Source organism: Pseudomonas sp. ATCC 43928 (assembly GCF_005938665.2).
GTDB lineage: Bacteria > Pseudomonadota > Gammaproteobacteria > Pseudomonadales > Pseudomonadaceae > Aquipseudomonas.
In genome coordinates this window covers 5,310,426-5,327,458 of the sequence record NZ_CP041753.1, presented here as the reverse complement: position 1 = coordinate 5,327,458, position 17,033 = coordinate 5,310,426, and the positions used below count along the sequence as shown (strand labels likewise).

Below are 17,033 nucleotides of genomic sequence, written 5' to 3'. Positions count from 1 at the left end.
CCACTGGCCCATTGATGGTCGTTAGGGAGAACCACGTTCTTATGATTCGCCGTTCGTTGCCCGCCGTTTTTGCCTTGATGTTCGCAGCCCCTTTGCTGGCGGCCCCCGCCGGCCAGCAGACGCTGTTCAACTTTGTGCGTCCCGCCGACGTGGTTCAGGTGGCGACCCAGGACGCCAGCCTGCCGCAATCCAATGCGGAGCAAACGGCCGAAGGTGAAGTGTTGCGTCGCGTGACCTTCAACCCGGCTGCCCAGCCGACCTTGCGCCTGACACCGCAGACCGGTGCCTGGGACTGGTCGCAGTCGGGCGTCATGAGCCTGCGGATCCAGAGCGCGATGAACTGGGCCGTGACCTTGTACGTGAAAATCCAGAGTAACGACGGCAAGACTCTGGTCAGCCGTGTCGATCTGCCGGCCGGCCCGGCGCAGACCTTACTGGTACCGCTGCAGCCGAGTTCACCGCTGAGCCAGGGCATGAAAGCCGGCCCGCCGATGCCGATCAATTTCGAAGGGCAGCGTGTATTGCTGGCCAGCAGTACCGGTGAGCTGGACCGCAGCCAGGTGGTGTCGGTGACCTTGTCGATGGATCAGCCGAAAGTCGCCCAAAGCATTTTGCTCGAGCGCTTCGGCGTGCAGGACGGCGAGGCCGTGACCAAAGCCGCTTATGGCGGCCTGGTGGACGCTTACGGTCAATCGACCCGGGCCAAATGGCCGGAGAAGATCAGCAGCGACGAACAACTGAAATCCGCCGCTGGCAAAGAGCAGCAACAACTGAAAACCTGGCTGGCGGAGCGCGAGAAGGCGCCTCTGGACAAGTTCGGCGGCTTGAACAAAGGCCCAGAGTTCAAGGCCAGCGGCTTTTTCCGCACCGAAAAGCGTGATGGCCGCTGGTACCTGGTGACTCCGGAAGGGCATCCGTTCTATTCCCTCGGCGTCAACACCGTGACCCCGAGCGTCAACCAGACCTACGTCGCCGGGCGCGAGTGGATGTTCGAGTCCCTGCCTAAACCCGACGAACCCTTGGCCAGTCACTATGGCGAAGGCGATAACCGTGGCGGCAACGGTGTTGATCAGGGCCGAGCCTACAACGCCGGTCGTTGGTACGATTTCTATGGCGCCAACCTGCAGCGGCTGTACGGCAAACCTTGCGCACCGGGCGGAGACATTAAGGCTGGTGTTGCCGAAGCAGCCAAGGCCGAGGCGGTAGAGGCGACGGCTGAAAAGGCCGCCGAGCAATCAGCCGCGCCTGCGCCTACCGAGTCTGGAGCCGGTGTTGCCGAGGCGGCCAAGACCGGGGCTGTTGAAGCGACGGTCGAAAAGGCGGCCGCCGAACCCTGCAAAGTAACTGTCGACGAACAACGCTGGGCCAGTCATACCCTCGATCGCCTGCAAGCCTGGGGTTTCAACACCCTCGGCAACTGGAGCGCACCGGTGTTGGGTAACGCTGACCGTGTGCCGTACACCTTGCCGCTATCGATCGTCGGCGATTACGCCAGCATCAGCACTGGCACCGATTGGTGGGGCGGCATGCCTGACCCGTTCGATCCGCGTTTCGCCATGGCCACCGAACGCGCCGTGGCCATCGCCGCCCGCGACCATCGCGACGATCCGTGGCTGATCGGTTACTTCGCCGACAACGAACTGGCCTGGGCCGGTCCCGGCGATGACCCGAAGGCCCGCTATGCGCTGGCCTACGGCACCTTGAAAATGACCACCGACGTGCCGGCCAAACGCGCCTTCCTCAAGCAACTGCGCGACAAGTACCGCAACCAGGCGGGGTTGTCGAAAGCCTGGGGCATTGATCTGCCTGCCTGGGAGTTGATGGAAGACCCAGGCTTCGTGCCGCCGGAGCCGAGCGCCGAACACCCGGAAATCGAAGCCGACTTCAAATACTTCCAGAAGGTCTTCGCCGACACCTACTTCAAGACCGTTTCCGATTCGCTCAAATGGCACGCGCCGAACCAGTTGTTGCTGGGTGGTCGCTTTGCCGTCAGTTCCCCGGAGGCAGTCGAGTCCTGTGCACAATACTGCGACGTGTTGAGCTTCAACATGTACACCCTGCAACCCCAGGACGGTTACGACTTCGCCAAACTGCGCAGTCTGGACAAACCGGTGCTGATCACCGAATTCAACTTCGGCTCGGCAGATCGCGGCCCGTTCTGGGGTGGCGTGACGCAATTGGCGAAGGAGGAAGACCGCGGCACGGCTTACGCTCACTTCCTCAAACAGGCAATGAGCGAACCGTCGATTGTCGGGGTGCACTGGTTCCAGTACCTCGACCAGCCGGTGACCGGTCGTCTGCTGGATGGCGAGAACGGGCACTTCGGTCTGGTGGGCATTACTGATTTGCCGTTCCAGGGCTTTGTCGACAGTGTGCGTAAAAGCAATGTGCAGATCATCGATCAGCTTGGCAAAGAGGCGGAGAAGGCCAGCGCTGAGGCGGATAAAGCCAGTCACGATGTCGAGGGTGGCAGGAAGGGCGAGGCAGGCAAAGGCCCGGGCAAGGGCGCAGGGCATGCGGGTGGGCATTCGGGCAATGGCCATTGATTCCTGATACACCTGTGGCGAGGGGGCTTGCCCCCGTTGGGCCGTGAAGCGGCCCCCATGCCTACAGATGCACCGCAAATACAGGTTTTTGCGACCGCTTCGCAGTCGAACGGGGGCAAGCCCCCTCGCCACAGGGATCGCATCGTTGATGTCTGCGGCATTTCCATAACCGGGCGACCATCCGACCCGATCCTGTTCCCAAATCCCTCAAGGGCTGGAACAATGCGGGCCACTTTGTAGAGCGTTTATCCGGGAGAGTTGCGGGTGCAGATTCAGGGTCATTACGAGCTTAAGTTCGAAGCGGTGCGTGAAGCGTTTGCAGCGCTGTTCGACGATCCTCAGGAACGCGGCGCGGCGTTATGCATCCGGATCGGTGGTGAAACCGTCCTCGACCTTTGGGCCGGTACCGCCGACAAGGACGGCCATGAGGCTTGGCACAGCGATACCATCGCCAACCTGTTCTCCTGCACCAAAACCTTCACCGCCGTGACGGCGCTGCAATTGGTGGCTGAAGGCAAGCTGCAACTCGATGCCCCGGTCGCCCGCTACTGGCCCGAATTTGCCGCCGCCGGTAAAGAATCCGTGACGCTGCGCCACTTGCTCTGCCATCAGGCGGGTCTGCCGGCCTTGCGCGAGTTGCTGCCTCCTGAGGCACTTTACGACTGGCAGACCATGGTCAATGCTTTGGCCGCCGAAGCACCCTGGTGGACGCCGGGCCAAGGTCACGGTTATGCGGCAATCACCTATGGCTGGCTGGTCGGTGAATTGCTGCGGCGCGCCGACGGTCGTGGGCCGGGCGAGTCCATCGTGGCGCGGGTTGCCAAGCCCTTGGGACTGGATTTCCACGTCGGCCTGGCCGATTCAGAGTTCCATCGCGTGGCGCACATCGCCCGCAGCAAGGGCAACGTCGGCGATGTCGCGGCCCAGCGCTTGCTGCAGGTGACCATGCGCGAACCGACGGCCATGACCACCCGGGCCTTCACCAACCCGCCGTCGATCATGACCAGCACCAACAAGCCGGAATGGCGGCGCATGCAGCAGCCGGCCGCCAATGGCCACGGCAACGCCCGCAGCCTGGCCGGTTTCTACGCCGGACTGCTCGATGGCAGCCTGCTGGAAAGCGAAATGCTCGACGAGCTGACCCGCGAACACAGCGTTGGCGAAGACAAGACTTTATTGACCCGGACCCGCTTCGGTCTGGGTTGCATGCTCGATCAACCGGACGTACCCAACGCCACCTACGGCCTCGGCCCACGGGCGTTCGGTCACCCGGGTGCTGGCGGCTCCATCGGTTTTGCTGATCCGGAACATGATGTGGCCTTCGGTTTTGTGACAAATACGCTGGGGCCGTACGTCTTGATGGATCCACGAGCGCAAAAGCTTGTGCGAGTACTGGCCACTTGTCTGTAAATCACGCTTAAGGGGGCCAGGGCTGGAACCCGAAAGCCTTTGTGGTTTCAAAGCGTCTGTTTAGCCGGGGGCGCCCCGGCTGACTTTTCATTACCTCATTTTGTGGATACCCAATGTCGTCCAATAAAACCCTCGCCCTGGCCCTGTGCTTCGCTATCACCGGTTGTGCACAAACCCCACAAAATGATGCCGCAGGTGGCAGCAGTTGGTGGCCGTTCGGTTCATCCGACAAGGTCGCGACTAAAGAACCCGCCCCGTCCCCGGCACCCCTGAAACCTGCTGCCGCAGTACCCGTCGCCAAGGCTGAAGCCGATGCCGGAGGCAAATGGTGGTGGCCGTTCGGCGGTAAGGAGCAGAGCACCAGCACTGCCAAAGCAGCCGTGCCGATGCCCGATCCGAAAATCACCCAAGCCTGGCTTGACGACTATGAGCCGCGCCTGCGCGAGGCGGTCAAGGGCAGCAACCTGCAACTCGAGCGCCGTGAAAATGTGCTGGTCGTCACGGCTCCGGTGGAAGGCTCGTTCAACCCGGACCGCCCGGCCATGCTGCTGCCGGTGACCCTCGCTCCGTTCACCCGTGTCGCGAAAATCCTCGAAGCCGATCCAAAGACTGCCGTGCTGGTACTCGGCCACAGTGATACGTCGGGTGCCGCACCGGCCAACGTGAAACTGAGCCAGGAACGCGCCCAGGCGGTGGCAGCGATCTTCCGTCTCAGCGGTCTGCAGCGTGATCGCCTGATGTTGCGCGGCATGGGCGGTGACGCACCGCGCGCCGCCAACGACAGTGCTGAAGGTCGCGCCTTGAACCGTCGCGTCGAGCTGTTGTTGACGCCGCAAGACACCATGGCCGCGCTGCTGAGCAAGTACAATATGCCGGCTCCGGCACCAGTAACCAAAGTCGTCGCGCAAGACGTCAAGCCAGTGGCCAAGCCTGTGACCCCGGAACCGGCTGCGAAAAAAACCGCTGCCTCGTCGAAGAAAAAGGCACCGGTCAAGAAAGCGGCCGCCAAGGCTCCAGCCAAAAAGGCACCCGCGAAAAAGACCGCTCCGGCTAAAGCCGCTGTCGATTCGAAGAGCGCCACCGCCACCGATGCCACAAAGCAGTGATTCATTAACCAAAAGGAATGCGCCATGACCCGGCCCTTGGCAGATATGCGTCGCGATTACACCCGAGATGGCTTGACCGAGGCGCAAGCCCCGGCCGAGCCGTTCGCACTGTTCCATCAGTGGTTTGCCGATGCGGTGAAAACCGAGCAGGTACCGGTGGAGGCGAATGCCATGACGTTGGCCACCGTCGATCAGGACGGTCGGCCGCATTGCCGCATTCTGCTGCTCAAGGGCCTGGACGAGCAGGGCTTCACCTTCTTCACCAACTACGAGAGCGACAAGGGGCAGCAATTGGCAGCCAATCCATTTGCAGCCATGACGTTCTTCTGGCCGGCCCTGGAGCGCCAGGTGCGCATCGAAGGGCGGGTGGTGAAGGTCACGCCTGAAGAGTCCGACGCCTACTACCAGGTTCGCCCTCTGGGCAGTCGTCTTGGTGCCTGGGCGTCGCCCCAGAGCCGGGTGATCGCCGATCGCGGCGAACTGGAGGCGCTGCTCAAGGACACGGAGCAGCGTTTCAGCGATAGCCAACCGCACTGCCCCGAGCATTGGGGGGGGTATCGCTTGCTACCCGAGCGCATCGAATTCTGGCAGGGCCGTCCGAGCCGTCTGCACGATCGCCTCAACTACCGCTTGCAGGGTGCTGACTGGGTTCGTGAGCGCCTGGCCCCGTAAACGGTCTACCGATCGGGATACCCTGCCGCAGCGGCCTCTAGCCACTGTGGCAGGTCCCGACGCTTGATCTTCTGCGCTTGAGCGTTCGCCAGTTGCTGGAGCATGAAGGCTCTTTTTTGTTCGTCTTTACCCGCCAGTGACAACGCCAGATCGCGGTCCCCCCAGCGTTTTATCCGCACGTACAACCACCAATGGAAGTACAAACCGGCGATGGTCGTGACGACAATGATGAAGTAATCCATGATATTCCTTGGGTCAGCGGCGCAGATTTCGTAATGTGACGCTACTGTATGGTGAGTTCGCAAAGTGCCTGTACCAGGCCTGAATGAAACCAATTTTATCCGGGCGATGCCGTGACAGGCGTCAAGCTGCGGGTTTTAATGGATACCTGTCCTATGGAGTTTGATGCTATGCGTAAGTCTGTTTTGCTGGTTGCTTCCTTTTCCACGATGGCGATGTTGCTCTCCGGTTGCCAATCGAGCCTGACCGGTGACTCCTACTCCCGTGACGAAGCGCGTCGCGTGCAGACGATTCGCATGGGCACCATCGAATCCCTGCGTCCGGTGAAAATCGAAGGCACCAAGACCCCGATCGGCAGCGCTGCGGGCGCAGTCGTGGGTGGCGTCGGCGGTAGCGCCGTCGGCGGTGGTCGCGGCAGCATCGTTGCAGCGGTCATCGGCGCTGTAGCGGGTGGCCTGGTGGGGTCGGCTGCCGAAGAAGGCCTGACCCGCACTCAAGGCGTTGAAATCACCGTACGCGAAGACGATGGCAGCATGCGCGCCTACGTGCAGGAAGTTCAGCCAAACGAAGTGTTCCGTGTGGGTGAGCGTGTGCGGATCTCCACTGTGGGTGGGACCAGCCGCGTTTCGCACTAAGCGGGAATGTAGGGTAAAAGAAAACCCCGATCAGGTGAGCTGGTCGGGGTTTTCTTTTGGGCTGTGGAGTTGAACCAGAGCATTTACTTGCTTGCATAACAACCGAGCTGAAAATCGTATTGTGGATCGTAAAATGATCGACCGACTAATGTTTCCAGTTTTGTTATCTGCTGGGAATCAAGGTCATAGCCATAGATTTCTTCTTCAGCCTCAGTCCAACTCATTATCGCCCTCAGCTGTGCAATGCCGTCTGCCGGGACAGGCACTTCGAATACCAGCGCTTCTGTTTCTTTATCAAAAGCATAAATTACGTGGTTCACGGTTCTATCCTTCTTTTCGGATCCGCCGGCTTGTTTTGATTACCTGTTTCAGCGTCAAACTCACCCAGATGGCGACCTCGTTTGTCATACATTTCTACTGCTCCATGCTGATAATCCCATTCTAGAATTCGCCCTTCAGCCGTTCTCCAGCGCATTCGGGTGCCTCTACCTTTGACCCGAGTCTTCTGTTTTGCCGGTGTGGCATCAGGAAAAGCGGTAAGCCCGTTTGGCGCCGGATGATATTTGTGGTCCGCAACACTCACCACAATATAAACCGGCAACACCCCCGAATCCGCCGGAAACACAAGAATGAAATCCTTGTACTCCGGCGGATAAACCGGATTCACGATGATGCTGTCAGCTGCCTTCGTCGGCGGGTAAACCCAGATGTGCGGTGCTTGTGGCGCAGCTTCCAAAGCGGGGATGCCGAGGGTGCTTGAACCGTTCTCGGCCGGCGTCCAGATCAGCTCAATGCCGTCCCCGAGATCAGCCACCTGCTGACTGCCGCGCAAGGTGAACTGCACGACATCGACCATTTCCCAATCGCGGTTTTTGCCAGTGTAAAAACCGTATCCCTTGAGACGGCCATCAGCCTGTTGCTCTACCCGCAGACGCACGCGAGTGCGCGCCTGTTTGAGGGATCGCAATTGATCTTCGGTGTAGAGCGAGCTGTCGCCAAGGCTCGACGGCATGACCAGGGCCACCAGACCTGCCAGGGTGGCCGCAGCGGTGCTGACTGCGACGGCGGGTAATGCGGCGAACGCTGAGCCACTCAGGGCGAAGCTGCCGAAACCCACCGGAATGGCCGTACCACTGATTTTCTTCAGCGGCACGACACCGCTTTCATCGGCCTCGCGAGCGCCGAGCAGAACCAGTTCGCCGTAGTCTTTCAGGCTGTCGGTCGGAACAACGCCGGAGGGATTCGTGTAGTCGATGATTGCATCGGGCAGTTTGCAGGACTTGGCGAACACGCATCCCGAGCGGGCAACGTTGTCCTTTTTCGCTGCGACTTGAAGGCTGTCTTCGAAGGCTTGCTGCCTCGCGAGCATGGCGTCGTAGGCGTCTTGTCTGGCATCACGCTCGGCCAATTCGGTGGCCGTCATGAATCGGTGAGTGACGTGATGCCCGTCACCTGACGGTGGGTTTTGTACCCGGGGGATGTCCTTGTGGCCAGCCACTGATTGTCCTTTCGCTCGTCCATCGGCAACCCCCAAAGAGGGGGCTGCGCGACGTTAACGAACGTGGCTAATCATGGCTGTAGGACGGGTCCTCAATGTTGCTAAGAGTGTTCTCTATCGTTCAGGAAGGCAGCGCAGCACTCTTGCGGCTCGCCGCCGCCGTCACCGCATAACCGATCAATGCCGCCAGGATCGAGCCGGTCAGAATCCCCATGCGGTCCATCCCGGCATATTCACTGGCGCCCGGAACGAAGGCCAGGGAACCGACGAACAGGCTCATGGTGAAGCCGATGCCGCAAAGGATCGCCACCCCCAAAATCTGGCCCCAGTTGGCGCCTTGGGGCAGGGCGGCGATGCCGATTTTTACCGCCAGCCAGGTCAGGCCGAAAACACCGACGGTCTTGCCCAACAGCAGGCCGACGGCGATGCCCATCGGTACATGATGGGTGAAGCTTTCGACGGTCACGCCGGCCAGGGACAAGCCAGCGTTGGCGAAGGCAAACAGCGGCAGGATGCCGTAGGCCACCCACGGATGCAGGGCATGCTCCAGGGTCAGCAGCGGCGAAGGCTCGGCGTTTTTCGTGCGCAGTGGAATGCAGAAGGCCAGGGTCACACCCGCCAGCGTCGCGTGCACGCCACTCTTGAGTACGCAGACCCAAAGGATCAGCCCGATGATCATGTACGGCCCGAGTTTCACCACACCAAGTCGGTTCATTCCGATCAAGGCCGCGATGCAGGCCGCGGCCAGCGCCAGGGACAGGGTCGACAGAGCGCCGGAATAGAAGATCGCAATGATGATGATTGCGCCAAGGTCATCGATGATCGCCAGGGTCATCAGGAACAGTTTCAGCGACACTGGCACGCGTTTACTCAGCAGGGCCAGCACGCCAAGGGCGAAGGCAATGTCGGTAGCCGTCGGGATGGCCCAGCCGCTCAGGGCGGACGGGTTATCGCGGTTGAGGAACCAGTAGATCAGCGCCGGCACCACCATGCCGCCAATTGCGGCCGCGCCGGGCAGGACGATCTGAGACGGTTTCGACAGTTGGCCGTCGAGGACTTCGCGCTTCACTTCCAGGCCGATCAACAGAAAGAACAGGGCCATCAGGCCGTCGTTGATCCACAGCAGCAATGGCTTGGCGATTTTCAGCGCGCCGATCTGAGCCACCACGGGGGTGTCCAGCAGGCCGTTATAGAGCCACGACAGCGATGAATTGTTGATGATCAGGGCCAGGACAGCTGCGGCGATCAATAGCAGACCGCTGGCAGCTTCCAACTGAAAGAAACGCGTGAACGTGCTACGCAGAGGCAAGGTCGCTCTCCATCGATGAATTCAAAAGGTGGCACACCCTAACCCGTACCGTTGGTTGTTAAAACAAAAGTTATATTCTTTTTTGTTATATACCGTTACAACGTGCCCGGTCAGCAAAGGCCTGAGCCTAGCAGTTGCCGGACGTATTGAACCCCAGCTGTATCTGTGCGTGATGTAGGTTTTTTCCTAAGCTTGTGGACTGAGCCTTGCGACAAGGCCGACTCTTGCCTGATTCAACGAGAAAACCATCATGAGCGACAACCGACAGTGGGCCCGCGAAGCCATCCGGATCATCGAAGCCGACTTCCAGCGCAGCGCCGACACCCACCTGATCCCCTTGCCGCTGCCGGGGTTGCCGGGCATCGAGTTGTACTTCAAGGATGAATCGAGTCATCCCACCGGCAGCCTGAAACATCGGTTGGCCCGCTCATTGTTCCTCTATGCGCTGTGTAACGGCTGGCTCAAGCCCGGTGCGCCGGTGATCGAAGCGTCCAGCGGTTCGACGGCGATTTCCGAGGCGTACTTCGCCCGGCTGCTGGGTTTGCCGTTCATTGCGGTGATGCCCGCGAGCACGTCCAAGGAAAAGATCGCGCAAATCGCTTTCTACGGTGGCAAGAGCCATCTGGTGGACGATCCGACGCAGATTTACGCTGAGTCCGAGCGCCTGGCTCACGAACACGACGGGCATTTCATCGACCAGTTCACCTACGCCGAACGCGCCACCGACTGGCGAGCGAACAACAACATCGCCGAATCGATCTTCCATCAGATGCGCTTCGAGCAGCACCCGGAACCGAGCTGGCTGATTTCCAGCCCTGGCACCGGCGGCACCACCGCGACGCTGGGCCGTTACGTGCGCTATCGCCAGCATTGCACCCGTGTGCTGTGCGCCGATGCCGAGCGTTCGGTGTTTTTCGATTACTACAAGACCGGCGACGCCAGCCTGCGCCTCGATCACGGGTCACGGATTGAAGGCATTGGACGGCCGCGTGTCGAGGCGTCGTTCCTGCCTAAGGTCATCGATGCAATGGTCAAGGTGCCGGACGCCTTGTCACTGGCAGCCATGCATTATCTGGCACAACGTTTGGGGCGACGGGTGGGCGGTTCGAGCGGGACCAACCTGATCGGCGCCTTGATGGCGGCCCAGCAGATGGCGACGGCGGGGGAGTCGGGGTCGATCGTGGCGATTCTGTGCGATGGCGGCGAGCGCTATGCCGACACCTATTACGATCAGGCCTGGCTGAAGGCCCAGGGGTATGAGTTGAGTGGTCTGATGGATGCCGTGGCGGCCAGCGTTGAGCGCGGAGAGCCGCTGCCGGCCAGCGTGTTGCGCGCCAATATCTGAGATATTTGATCGTTCCCACGCTCTGCGTGGGAACGATCATCTGGGTCAGGCTTCTAGGCCGAGGATATCCCGGGCCACTGCTTCAGCAATCCGAATCCCGTCGACACCCGCCGACAGAATCCCGCCCGCATAACCCGCGCCTTCACCCGCCGGGAACAACCCCTTCACGTTCAGGCTCTGCATCGACTCGTTACGGGTAATGCGCAGCGGCGATGAGGTGCGCGTCTCGATCCCGGTCAACACGGCGTCGTGCAGCGAGTAGCCACGAATCTGCTTCTCGAACGCTGGCAAGGCTTCGCGAATCGCTTCGATGGCGAACGCCGGCAGGGCCAGGGCCAAGTCACCCAAGGCAACGCCCGGTTTGTAGGACGGCTCGACGCTGCCCAATTCGGTGGACGGCTTGCCGGCAATGAAGTCGCCGACCAGTTGCGCCGGTGCTTCGTAGTTGCTGCCGCCCAGCACAAAGGCGTGGGATTCCAGGCGTTCCTGCAACTCGATGCCGGCCAGCGGGCCGCCCGGATAATCGACTTCCGGGGTGATGCCGACGACGATCCCGGAGTTGGCGTTGCGCTCGTTACGCGAGTATTGGCTCATGCCGTTGGTGACCACGCGGTTCGGCTCGGAGGTCGCCGCCACTACGGTGCCGCCCGGGCACATGCAGAAGCTGTAGACCGATCGACCGTTTTTGGCGTGGTGCACCAGTTTGTAGTCGGCAGCGCCGAGTTTCGGGTGGCCGGCGTATTTGCCAAGGCGCGCGCGGTCGATCAGCGACTGCGGGTGTTCGATGCGGAACCCCACCGAGAACGGCTTGGCTTCCATGTACACACCACGGCCGTGCAGCATGCGGAAGGTGTCCCGGGCGCTGTGGCCGAGGGCCAGAATCACGTGCTTCGAATGGATCTGTTCGCCGCCATGGAGTTCGACGCCCACCAGTTGGCCGTCGTCGATCAGCACATCGGTAACCCGCTGCTGGAAGCGCACTTCGCCGCCCAGGGCGCGAATCTGCTCACGCATGTTTTCCACCACACCGGTCAGACGGAACGTCCCGATGTGCGGCTTGCTGACGTAGAGGATTTCTTCCGGCGCACCGGCCTTGACGAACTCATGCAGAACCTTGCGACCGAGGAATTTAGGGTCTTTGATCTGGCTGTAGAGCTTGCCGTCGGAGAACGTTCCCGCGCCGCCTTCACCGAATTGCACGTTGGATTCGGGGTTGAGCACACTTTTACGCCACAGGCCCCAGGTGTCCTTGGTGCGCTGGCGCACTTCGGTACCGCGTTCGAGGATGATCGGCTTGAAGCCCATCTGCGCGAGCACCAGGCCGGCGAAGATCCCGCACGGGCCGAACCCGACCACGATCGGACGCTGGCTCAGGTCGGCCGGCGCCTGGCCGACCACTTTGTAGCTGACATCCGGCGCCACGTTGACGTTACGGTCATCGGCGAACGTGCGCAGCACCGCCGCCTCATCGCGAACGTTGAGGTCGATGGTGTAGATGAAACACAGTTCGGAGGACTTTTTGCGCGCATCGTAGCTGCGCTTGAACAAGGTGAAGTCGAGCAGGTCATCACTGGCGATGCCCAGGCGCTGCACGATGGCAGGGCGCAGGTCTTCTTCGGGATGGTCGATCGGCAACTTGAGTTCGGTGATTCGTAACATGGCGGGATCCGGTTCGCGGGGCGCACAACTGCGCCAAGGCGTTTGAAGCCCGCGATTATAAGCCTCAAAGGATGATTCCCGTGAGGCTAAAACGATCAGTCGTTACGCGATCCGCCAAAATACCCGCAGCCGCGTTGCACCTGGCCGTCGATACGCAACTCGGCGCTCATGTGCTGCACGCTGCCGGTGCTGCTGTCGACGCAACGTCGCGGCGCGACCCAGAGCTCGATGCGCTGATTATTGGCTTCGGTACTGAGGTTGAAGCGGCCATCGCCCAGTTGTTCTTCAACGTACGGCAGGGCCAGGGGCGGCTGACCAGCGCGGTCGACGATCATGCCCTTGCCACTGACCTTGACGTTCCACTCCGGGCCATGGCCGGCGGCGCGCAGGATCAGCTGCTTGAAATTGGGATCGTCGCACGCCGTGCCCGAGCGTTCGACGCGGTACAGCTGCGTAAGGTCGAGTTGGCTGTCAGCACCACTGGCAACGATCCGGCCGCGCACATCGGCGAACAGCTTGCCCTGATCATCGGCCAGGGTCGCGGCCTCTTGCAGGATGCTGGTGCCACCGATGTCATTGACTACGAAACTGCGTTGCTCATTACATGGCTGGAACAGCAGCTTGCCGTCGGCCGCCGTCAATTGGCCCTGCATGCGGGTCTGGCCCACATGGGAAGCACTTTGCCGTGGGCCATCGAGCAGTTGGCAAGCGGCGAACAACGGAAGCAGGGCAACAAGTACCAGGGAACGGGCAACACGCATCTTTGAGTCTCCAGACAAGTGTCGCCACGTTACTCAGCCTGACCGTTCATCACAACCCTGCGATGTTCTCGGTTGCCTCTACGGGGGGTGGTTTAGCCGACGCGATAGGTCTGGCCGGTCTGCAGGCCTTCCACGCTTTTGGCGTAGGCCAGCGCCACCTCGGCGGCGGGAACCGGTTTGAAACCACGGAAGTACGGCGCATAGCTGCCCATGGCTTCGACCAGCACGTTCGGGCTGACCGAGTTGATGCGCAGACCGCGTGGCAGTTCGATCGCTGCCGCTCGGACGAAGGCGTCAAGGGCGCCGTTGACCAGGGACGCGGAGCTGCCGGTACGAATCGGATCGTGGCTGAGGATGCCGGTGGTGAAGGTGAAAGACGCACCGTCATTGGCGAATTCCCGGCCGATCAGCAGCAGGTTGACCTGGCCCATCAGCTTGTCCCGCAAGCCGAGTTCGAAGTCTTGTGCGGTCATGGTGGCCAGCGGCACGAAGTTGACACTGCCGGCGGCGCAGATCAGTGCATCGAAGTTGCCGGTCTGTTCGAACAGTTTGCGGATCGAGGCGCTGTCACTGATGTCGACCTGGAAATCACCGCTTTTACGGCCGATACGGACGATTTTGTGGCGCTGGGACAGTTCATGGTCAATGGCCGAACCGACGGTGCCGGAGGCGCCAATCAACAGAATTTTCATCGTGCAGTTCCTCAAGTGGGTTGGATTTAAAGTTAAGTCTAGTGTGGTTTTTTTTATAAATAAGCGTGCTAATGGGCAACCTTTGGTTTTCAAATGGAAACAATCCATGAGTGAAATGGACGATCTGGCGGCGTTCGCGGTATTGATCGAGGCGGGCAGTTTCACCCTGGCCGCCCAGCAACTGGGGTGCAGCAAGGGGCAACTCTCCAAGCGCATCAGCCTGCTGGAAACGCGCTTTGGCGTGGTGTTGCTGCAACGCACCACACGTCGCTTGAGCCTGACGGCGGCGGGTGCGGCGTTGTTGCCGCAAGCCCAGGCGCTGGTGGTGCAAGTGGAGCGTGCGCGTCAGGCGTTGGCACGGCTGAAAGACGACATGGCCGGCCCTGTGCGGATGACGGTGCCGGTTTCGTTGGGGGAAACGTTCTTTGACGGCGCACTGCTGGAATTTTCCCGGCAGTACCCCGAGGTGCAGATCGAGCTGGAGCTCAACAACAACTACCGCGACTTGTCCCGGGACGGGTTTGACTTGGCGATCCGCTCGGAAGTGGCCAACGACGAACGCCTGGTCGCCCGACCGCTGCTGGCCTGGCACGAAATGACCTGTGCCAGCCCCGCGTATCTTGAGCGATTCGGTGAGCCGCTGACGCCTCAGGCACTGGCCGAACACCGCTGCCTGCTCAACAGCCATTACAGCGGTCGCGAAGAATGGCTCTATCACCAACAGCACGAATTAACGCGGGTGCGAGTGTCGGGTCCGTTCGCCAGCAACCATTACAACCTCTTGAAGAAAGCTGCACTGACCGGTGCGGGCATTGCGCGTTTGCCGTCGTATCTGTTGCAAGAGGAATTGGCTGATGGACGTTTACGCTGGCTCCTGCGTGATTATCAAACCCGCAGCATGCCGATGTATCTGGTGCATCCGTATCAGGGCGGTTTGCCGAAGCGTACCCAAGTGCTGGCGGACTATTTGATCGGTTGGTTCAAGCGCAGTGGTGAGGCGTTGGATCGGCTTCAACGATAACGTCTCACCACACAACCTTTATGGGAGTTCTGAGGTTGGTATCAGCGGGCGTAACGCCGGGCAAGCAGGTGATCGATCGACAACTTGCCAGGTCCAGTCGCCATCAAGTACAGCAACACCGCCGCCCAGGTGCCGTGGGTCGGATACGCATCGGGGTACACGAACAGTTGAATGGTCAGGGTCATACCCAGCAGCGCCAGGGCCGAAAAGCGTGTGGCGAAGCCGATCAGGATCAGTATCGGAAAGAAATGCTCGGCGAAGGCCGCCAGGTGCGCCGCCAGTTCCGGGGAGAGCAACGGCAGGTGATATTCGCTCTGGAATAACGGAATGGTCGAGTCCGCCAGCCTTGGCACACCGAGTTCAACGGTGCCGTCGATCAAGTCGATGGCCAGGCCTTCCACCTTGGTTTGCCCGGACTTCCAGAACACCGCGGCAATGGAAAAACGCGCGATAAAGGCGATCAGGCTGTGGGGGATTTTTTCCAGCAGCCCGATGGCGCGGGCGATGGGGTTGTGCTGAATGTTCATAGCGATACCTGGTTGTGGTGTAAATGAGTGATGGCGTTGTGGCTGATCAGCAGTGCCAGGGTTTGGCTGAGATCGAAGGCCGGCGCGCGTTCCAGCGCTTGGCTCAGGGGCTGGCCGAGTCGCAGGCTCTGAATGAAGGTGCTGGCGCCGTGGTCGATGGCGAAGACCTCAACCTCCAGTTCGTTACGCAGCACCAGCGCGTTTTGCCCGTGGCCGAGGTCGATCCCGGCCAGCGTCGCGTCCTGCTGATGCGCCGCCCAGATGGCGACCACGGCGAAGGCTGAAGTCAGCAGATTGAGGGAGGGATGAAGCCCAAGCGTCAGCTCGCTCAATGCCTGTGGGTCCGACAGCACGGCGGCGATTTGCTCATGGCCCAAAGGCTGCGCATCAGCGGCGTGATAGGCCTGAACGCGCAAGCGCTCCAGCCGCGCCACATCGGCCAGATAAGGCACGCTGGCTGCCGGTTCAAAACTGTCGATGAACTCAGCGAAGTCCTTGCCGTAGTCGTTGATGAGCGGGCTTTGCGGTGGGCAACTTTGCACATGCAACCCTGCCATTGCCCGGAAAAATTCATCACCGACCAACTGCATAACCACCGGATAGCTATCGGCCAAGGCGTTGATCAGCGAGCTCTGCACATTGTTGCGATACACCGCGAAACGGCTGGCCGGATCGGCACCGTTGGTACTGAACACGCCCTCGGGGCAGGGCCGTTGAGGATCGAGCAGGGCGGCGGAAAAAGCGGCTTGAGTGCTCATGGCCGGCTCCCTGCGCGGTGCAGCAACTCATCGGCATGACGGGCTTCGGCGTGCAACACACTGAAGGCCGGTAACCGGTTGTCGCGTTCGATCAACGTGGCGATCGGGCCGACCCGCTCCAGCACCTGCGAGTACAGCGCCCACACCGCGTTATCGACGGGCGCACCGTGATCGTCGATCAGTAGTCGGTCACCAAGGCTGTCGGTGTCTTCGGCAAACCCCGCCAGATGAATCTCTCCCACAGCGTGCAGTGGCAGGGCGTCGATGTAGGCCCGCGGATCTCTTTGGTGATTGATGCAGGAAACGTAAACGTTGTTGACGTCCAGCAGCAGGCCGCAGCCGGTGCGGTGAATGACTTCACCGATGAAGTCGGCTTCATCGATTGTCGAGTTCTGGAACGCCAGGTATGTCGCCGGGTTTTCCAGCAGCATCGGGCGTTTGAGGGTGTTCTGTACCTGATCGATGTGCTCGCAGACACGGTTCAGCGTCGGCGCATCGTAGGCCAGGGGCAGCAGGTCATTGAGAAACACCGGGCCATGGCTGGACCAGGCCAGGTGTTCGGAATAGGAGTGGGGTTGATAGCGCTCGATCAGCGCGGCCAGCCTTTGCAGGTGCTGACCATCCAGCGGACCTTCGGCACCGATGGACAGGCCAACACCGTGCAGCGACAGCGGATACTGCTCACGGATCAATCCCAGAAAATGATGAAACGGGCCGCCGGCCACCATGTAGTTTTCGGCGTGGACTTCGAAGAAACCGATGTCCGGTTGTGCACCGAGCACTTCACGAAAGTGCTCGGTCTTGAGCCCCAGCCCGGAGCGGGGCGGGAGCCCGGAGAATGAATGGTTCATGGT

Annotated in this window: 17 protein-coding genes; 7 read left to right on the top strand and 10 right to left on the bottom strand. The window is 60.8% G+C overall.

The window, feature by feature from the left end:
* The first annotated feature begins 41 nt into the window (after positions 1–41).
* The 4 genes from FFH90_RS24380 (at position 42) to pdxH (ending at position 5,734) form a co-directional block, all read left to right on the top strand.
* On the top strand, positions 42–2,546 hold the full coding sequence (locus FFH90_RS24380; RefSeq protein ID WP_111455052.1) for a beta-galactosidase: 2,505 nt from the start codon (positions 42–44) through the stop codon (positions 2,544–2,546).
* Between the two features lie 264 nt (positions 2,547–2,810).
* A complete protein-coding gene (locus FFH90_RS24375) occupies positions 2,811–3,956 on the top strand; it encodes a serine hydrolase domain-containing protein (protein ID WP_138866230.1) in 1,146 nt (381 codons plus the stop codon).
* A 113-nt stretch (positions 3,957–4,069) separates the two neighbouring features.
* A complete protein-coding gene (locus FFH90_RS24370; protein WP_138866229.1) occupies positions 4,070–5,062 on the top strand; it encodes an OmpA family protein in 993 nt (330 codons plus the stop codon).
* A gap of 24 nt (positions 5,063–5,086) precedes the next feature.
* Complete coding sequence (gene pdxH, locus FFH90_RS24365; RefSeq protein WP_018926913.1) at positions 5,087–5,734, top strand: pyridoxamine 5'-phosphate oxidase; 648 nt, start codon at positions 5,087–5,089, stop codon at positions 5,732–5,734.
* Positions 5,735–5,739: 5 nt separating this feature from the next.
* On the opposite strand, the gene FFH90_RS24360 is transcribed toward pdxH, so the two are convergent.
* Entirely contained in the window at positions 5,740–5,976 is a 237-nt protein-coding gene (locus FFH90_RS24360) for a hypothetical protein (RefSeq protein ID WP_064619929.1), read from the bottom strand.
* 168 nt (positions 5,977–6,144) lie between these two features.
* Between FFH90_RS24360 and FFH90_RS24355 the strand changes: the two genes are divergently transcribed.
* The gene (locus FFH90_RS24355; RefSeq protein WP_018926911.1) at positions 6,145–6,609 is read left to right on the top strand and encodes a glycine zipper 2TM domain-containing protein; all 465 of its coding nucleotides are present in this window, start codon (positions 6,145–6,147) and stop codon (positions 6,607–6,609) included.
* Between the two features lie 83 nt (positions 6,610–6,692).
* Here FFH90_RS24355 and FFH90_RS24350 read toward each other — a convergent pair whose 3' ends face one another.
* The 3 genes from FFH90_RS24350 to nhaA all read right to left on the bottom strand — a co-directional run bounded on the left by FFH90_RS24350 (position 6,693) and on the right by nhaA (position 9,416).
* A complete protein-coding gene (locus FFH90_RS24350; protein ID WP_018926910.1) occupies positions 6,693–6,929 on the bottom strand; it encodes a hypothetical protein in 237 nt (78 codons plus the stop codon).
* Entirely contained in the window at positions 6,926–8,107 is a 1,182-nt protein-coding gene (locus FFH90_RS24345) for an S-type pyocin domain-containing protein (protein ID WP_138866228.1), read from the bottom strand. Before FFH90_RS24345 ends, FFH90_RS24350 begins: the two co-directional genes overlap by 4 nt.
* A 121-nt stretch (positions 8,108–8,228) precedes the next feature.
* Positions 8,229–9,416, bottom strand: a complete 1,188-nt coding sequence (gene nhaA / locus FFH90_RS24340; RefSeq protein ID WP_138866227.1) for a Na+/H+ antiporter NhaA — start codon at positions 9,414–9,416, stop codon at positions 8,229–8,231.
* 247 nt (positions 9,417–9,663) lie between these two features.
* On the opposite strand from nhaA, the gene FFH90_RS24335 reads away from it, so the two are divergent.
* Positions 9,664–10,761 (top strand): PLP-dependent cysteine synthase family protein, encoded by a 1,098-nt coding sequence (locus FFH90_RS24335; protein WP_173861174.1) that lies wholly within the window; start codon positions 9,664–9,666, stop codon positions 10,759–10,761.
* 45 nt (positions 10,762–10,806) lie between these two features.
* On the opposite strand, the gene FFH90_RS24330 is transcribed toward FFH90_RS24335, so the two are convergent.
* The 3 genes from FFH90_RS24330 to FFH90_RS24320 form a co-directional block, all read right to left on the bottom strand.
* The gene (locus FFH90_RS24330) at positions 10,807–12,420 is read right to left on the bottom strand and encodes an NAD(P)/FAD-dependent oxidoreductase (protein WP_018926906.1); all 1,614 of its coding nucleotides are present in this window, start codon (positions 12,418–12,420) and stop codon (positions 10,807–10,809) included.
* 95 nt (positions 12,421–12,515) lie between these two features.
* Positions 12,516–13,181 (bottom strand): COG3650 family protein, encoded by a 666-nt coding sequence (locus FFH90_RS24325; protein WP_018926905.1) that lies wholly within the window; start codon positions 13,179–13,181, stop codon positions 12,516–12,518.
* Between the two features lie 92 nt (positions 13,182–13,273).
* On the bottom strand, positions 13,274–13,873 hold the full coding sequence (locus tag FFH90_RS24320) for a short chain dehydrogenase (RefSeq protein ID WP_018926904.1): 600 nt from the start codon (positions 13,871–13,873) through the stop codon (positions 13,274–13,276).
* Positions 13,874–13,979: 106 nt separating this feature from the next.
* Here FFH90_RS24320 and FFH90_RS24315 point away from each other — a divergent pair, with 106 nt between their 5' ends.
* Positions 13,980–14,894, top strand: coding sequence for a LysR family transcriptional regulator (locus FFH90_RS24315; protein ID WP_064619915.1), 915 nt, complete (start codon positions 13,980–13,982; stop codon positions 14,892–14,894).
* 41 nt (positions 14,895–14,935) lie between these two features.
* Here FFH90_RS24315 and FFH90_RS24310 read toward each other — a convergent pair whose 3' ends face one another.
* From FFH90_RS24310 to FFH90_RS24300, 3 genes are read right to left on the bottom strand one after another with little or no spacing between them, the layout of a single operon-like run.
* Positions 14,936–15,421: a DoxX family protein gene (locus FFH90_RS24310; RefSeq protein ID WP_138866226.1), complete on the bottom strand. Its 486-nt coding sequence runs from the start codon at positions 15,419–15,421 to the stop codon at positions 14,936–14,938.
* On the bottom strand, positions 15,418–16,179 hold the full coding sequence (locus FFH90_RS24305) for a DUF2063 domain-containing protein (RefSeq protein WP_138866225.1): 762 nt from the start codon (positions 16,177–16,179) through the stop codon (positions 15,418–15,420). Before FFH90_RS24305 ends, FFH90_RS24310 begins: the two co-directional genes overlap by 4 nt.
* Positions 16,176–17,030 carry a DUF692 domain-containing protein gene (locus FFH90_RS24300; RefSeq protein ID WP_138866224.1) on the bottom strand — a complete coding sequence of 285 codons (855 nt, stop codon included), beginning with the start codon at positions 17,028–17,030 and terminating at the stop codon, positions 16,176–16,178. Before FFH90_RS24300 ends, FFH90_RS24305 begins: the two co-directional genes overlap by 4 nt.
* Positions 17,031–17,033: the final 3 nt, after the last annotated feature.

Coding starts and splice junctions, on each gene's coding strand:
- FFH90_RS24370 (WP_138866229.1), top strand. CDS start 4,070: ATGTCGTCCAATAAAACCCTCGCCCTGGCCCTGTGCTTCGCTATCACC.
- FFH90_RS24355 (WP_018926911.1), top strand. CDS start 6,145: ATGCGTAAGTCTGTTTTGCTGGTTGCTTCCTTTTCCACGATGGCGATG.
- pdxH (WP_018926913.1), top strand. CDS start 5,087: ATGACCCGGCCCTTGGCAGATATGCGTCGCGATTACACCCGAGATGGC.
- FFH90_RS24320 (WP_018926904.1), bottom strand. CDS start 13,873: ATGAAAATTCTGTTGATTGGCGCCTCCGGCACCGTCGGTTCGGCCATT.
- FFH90_RS24305 (WP_138866225.1), bottom strand. CDS start 16,179: ATGAGCACTCAAGCCGCTTTTTCCGCCGCCCTGCTCGATCCTCAACGG.
- FFH90_RS24300 (WP_138866224.1), bottom strand. CDS start 17,030: ATGAACCATTCATTCTCCGGGCTCCCGCCCCGCTCCGGGCTGGGGCTC.
- FFH90_RS24380 (WP_111455052.1), top strand. CDS start 42: ATGATTCGCCGTTCGTTGCCCGCCGTTTTTGCCTTGATGTTCGCAGCC.
- FFH90_RS24325 (WP_018926905.1), bottom strand. CDS start 13,181: ATGCGTGTTGCCCGTTCCCTGGTACTTGTTGCCCTGCTTCCGTTGTTC.
- FFH90_RS24315 (WP_064619915.1), top strand. CDS start 13,980: ATGAGTGAAATGGACGATCTGGCGGCGTTCGCGGTATTGATCGAGGCG.
- FFH90_RS24330 (WP_018926906.1), bottom strand. CDS start 12,420: ATGTTACGAATCACCGAACTCAAGTTGCCGATCGACCATCCCGAAGAA.
- FFH90_RS24360 (WP_064619929.1), bottom strand. CDS start 5,976: ATGGATTACTTCATCATTGTCGTCACGACCATCGCCGGTTTGTACTTC.
- FFH90_RS24310 (WP_138866226.1), bottom strand. CDS start 15,421: ATGAACATTCAGCACAACCCCATCGCCCGCGCCATCGGGCTGCTGGAA.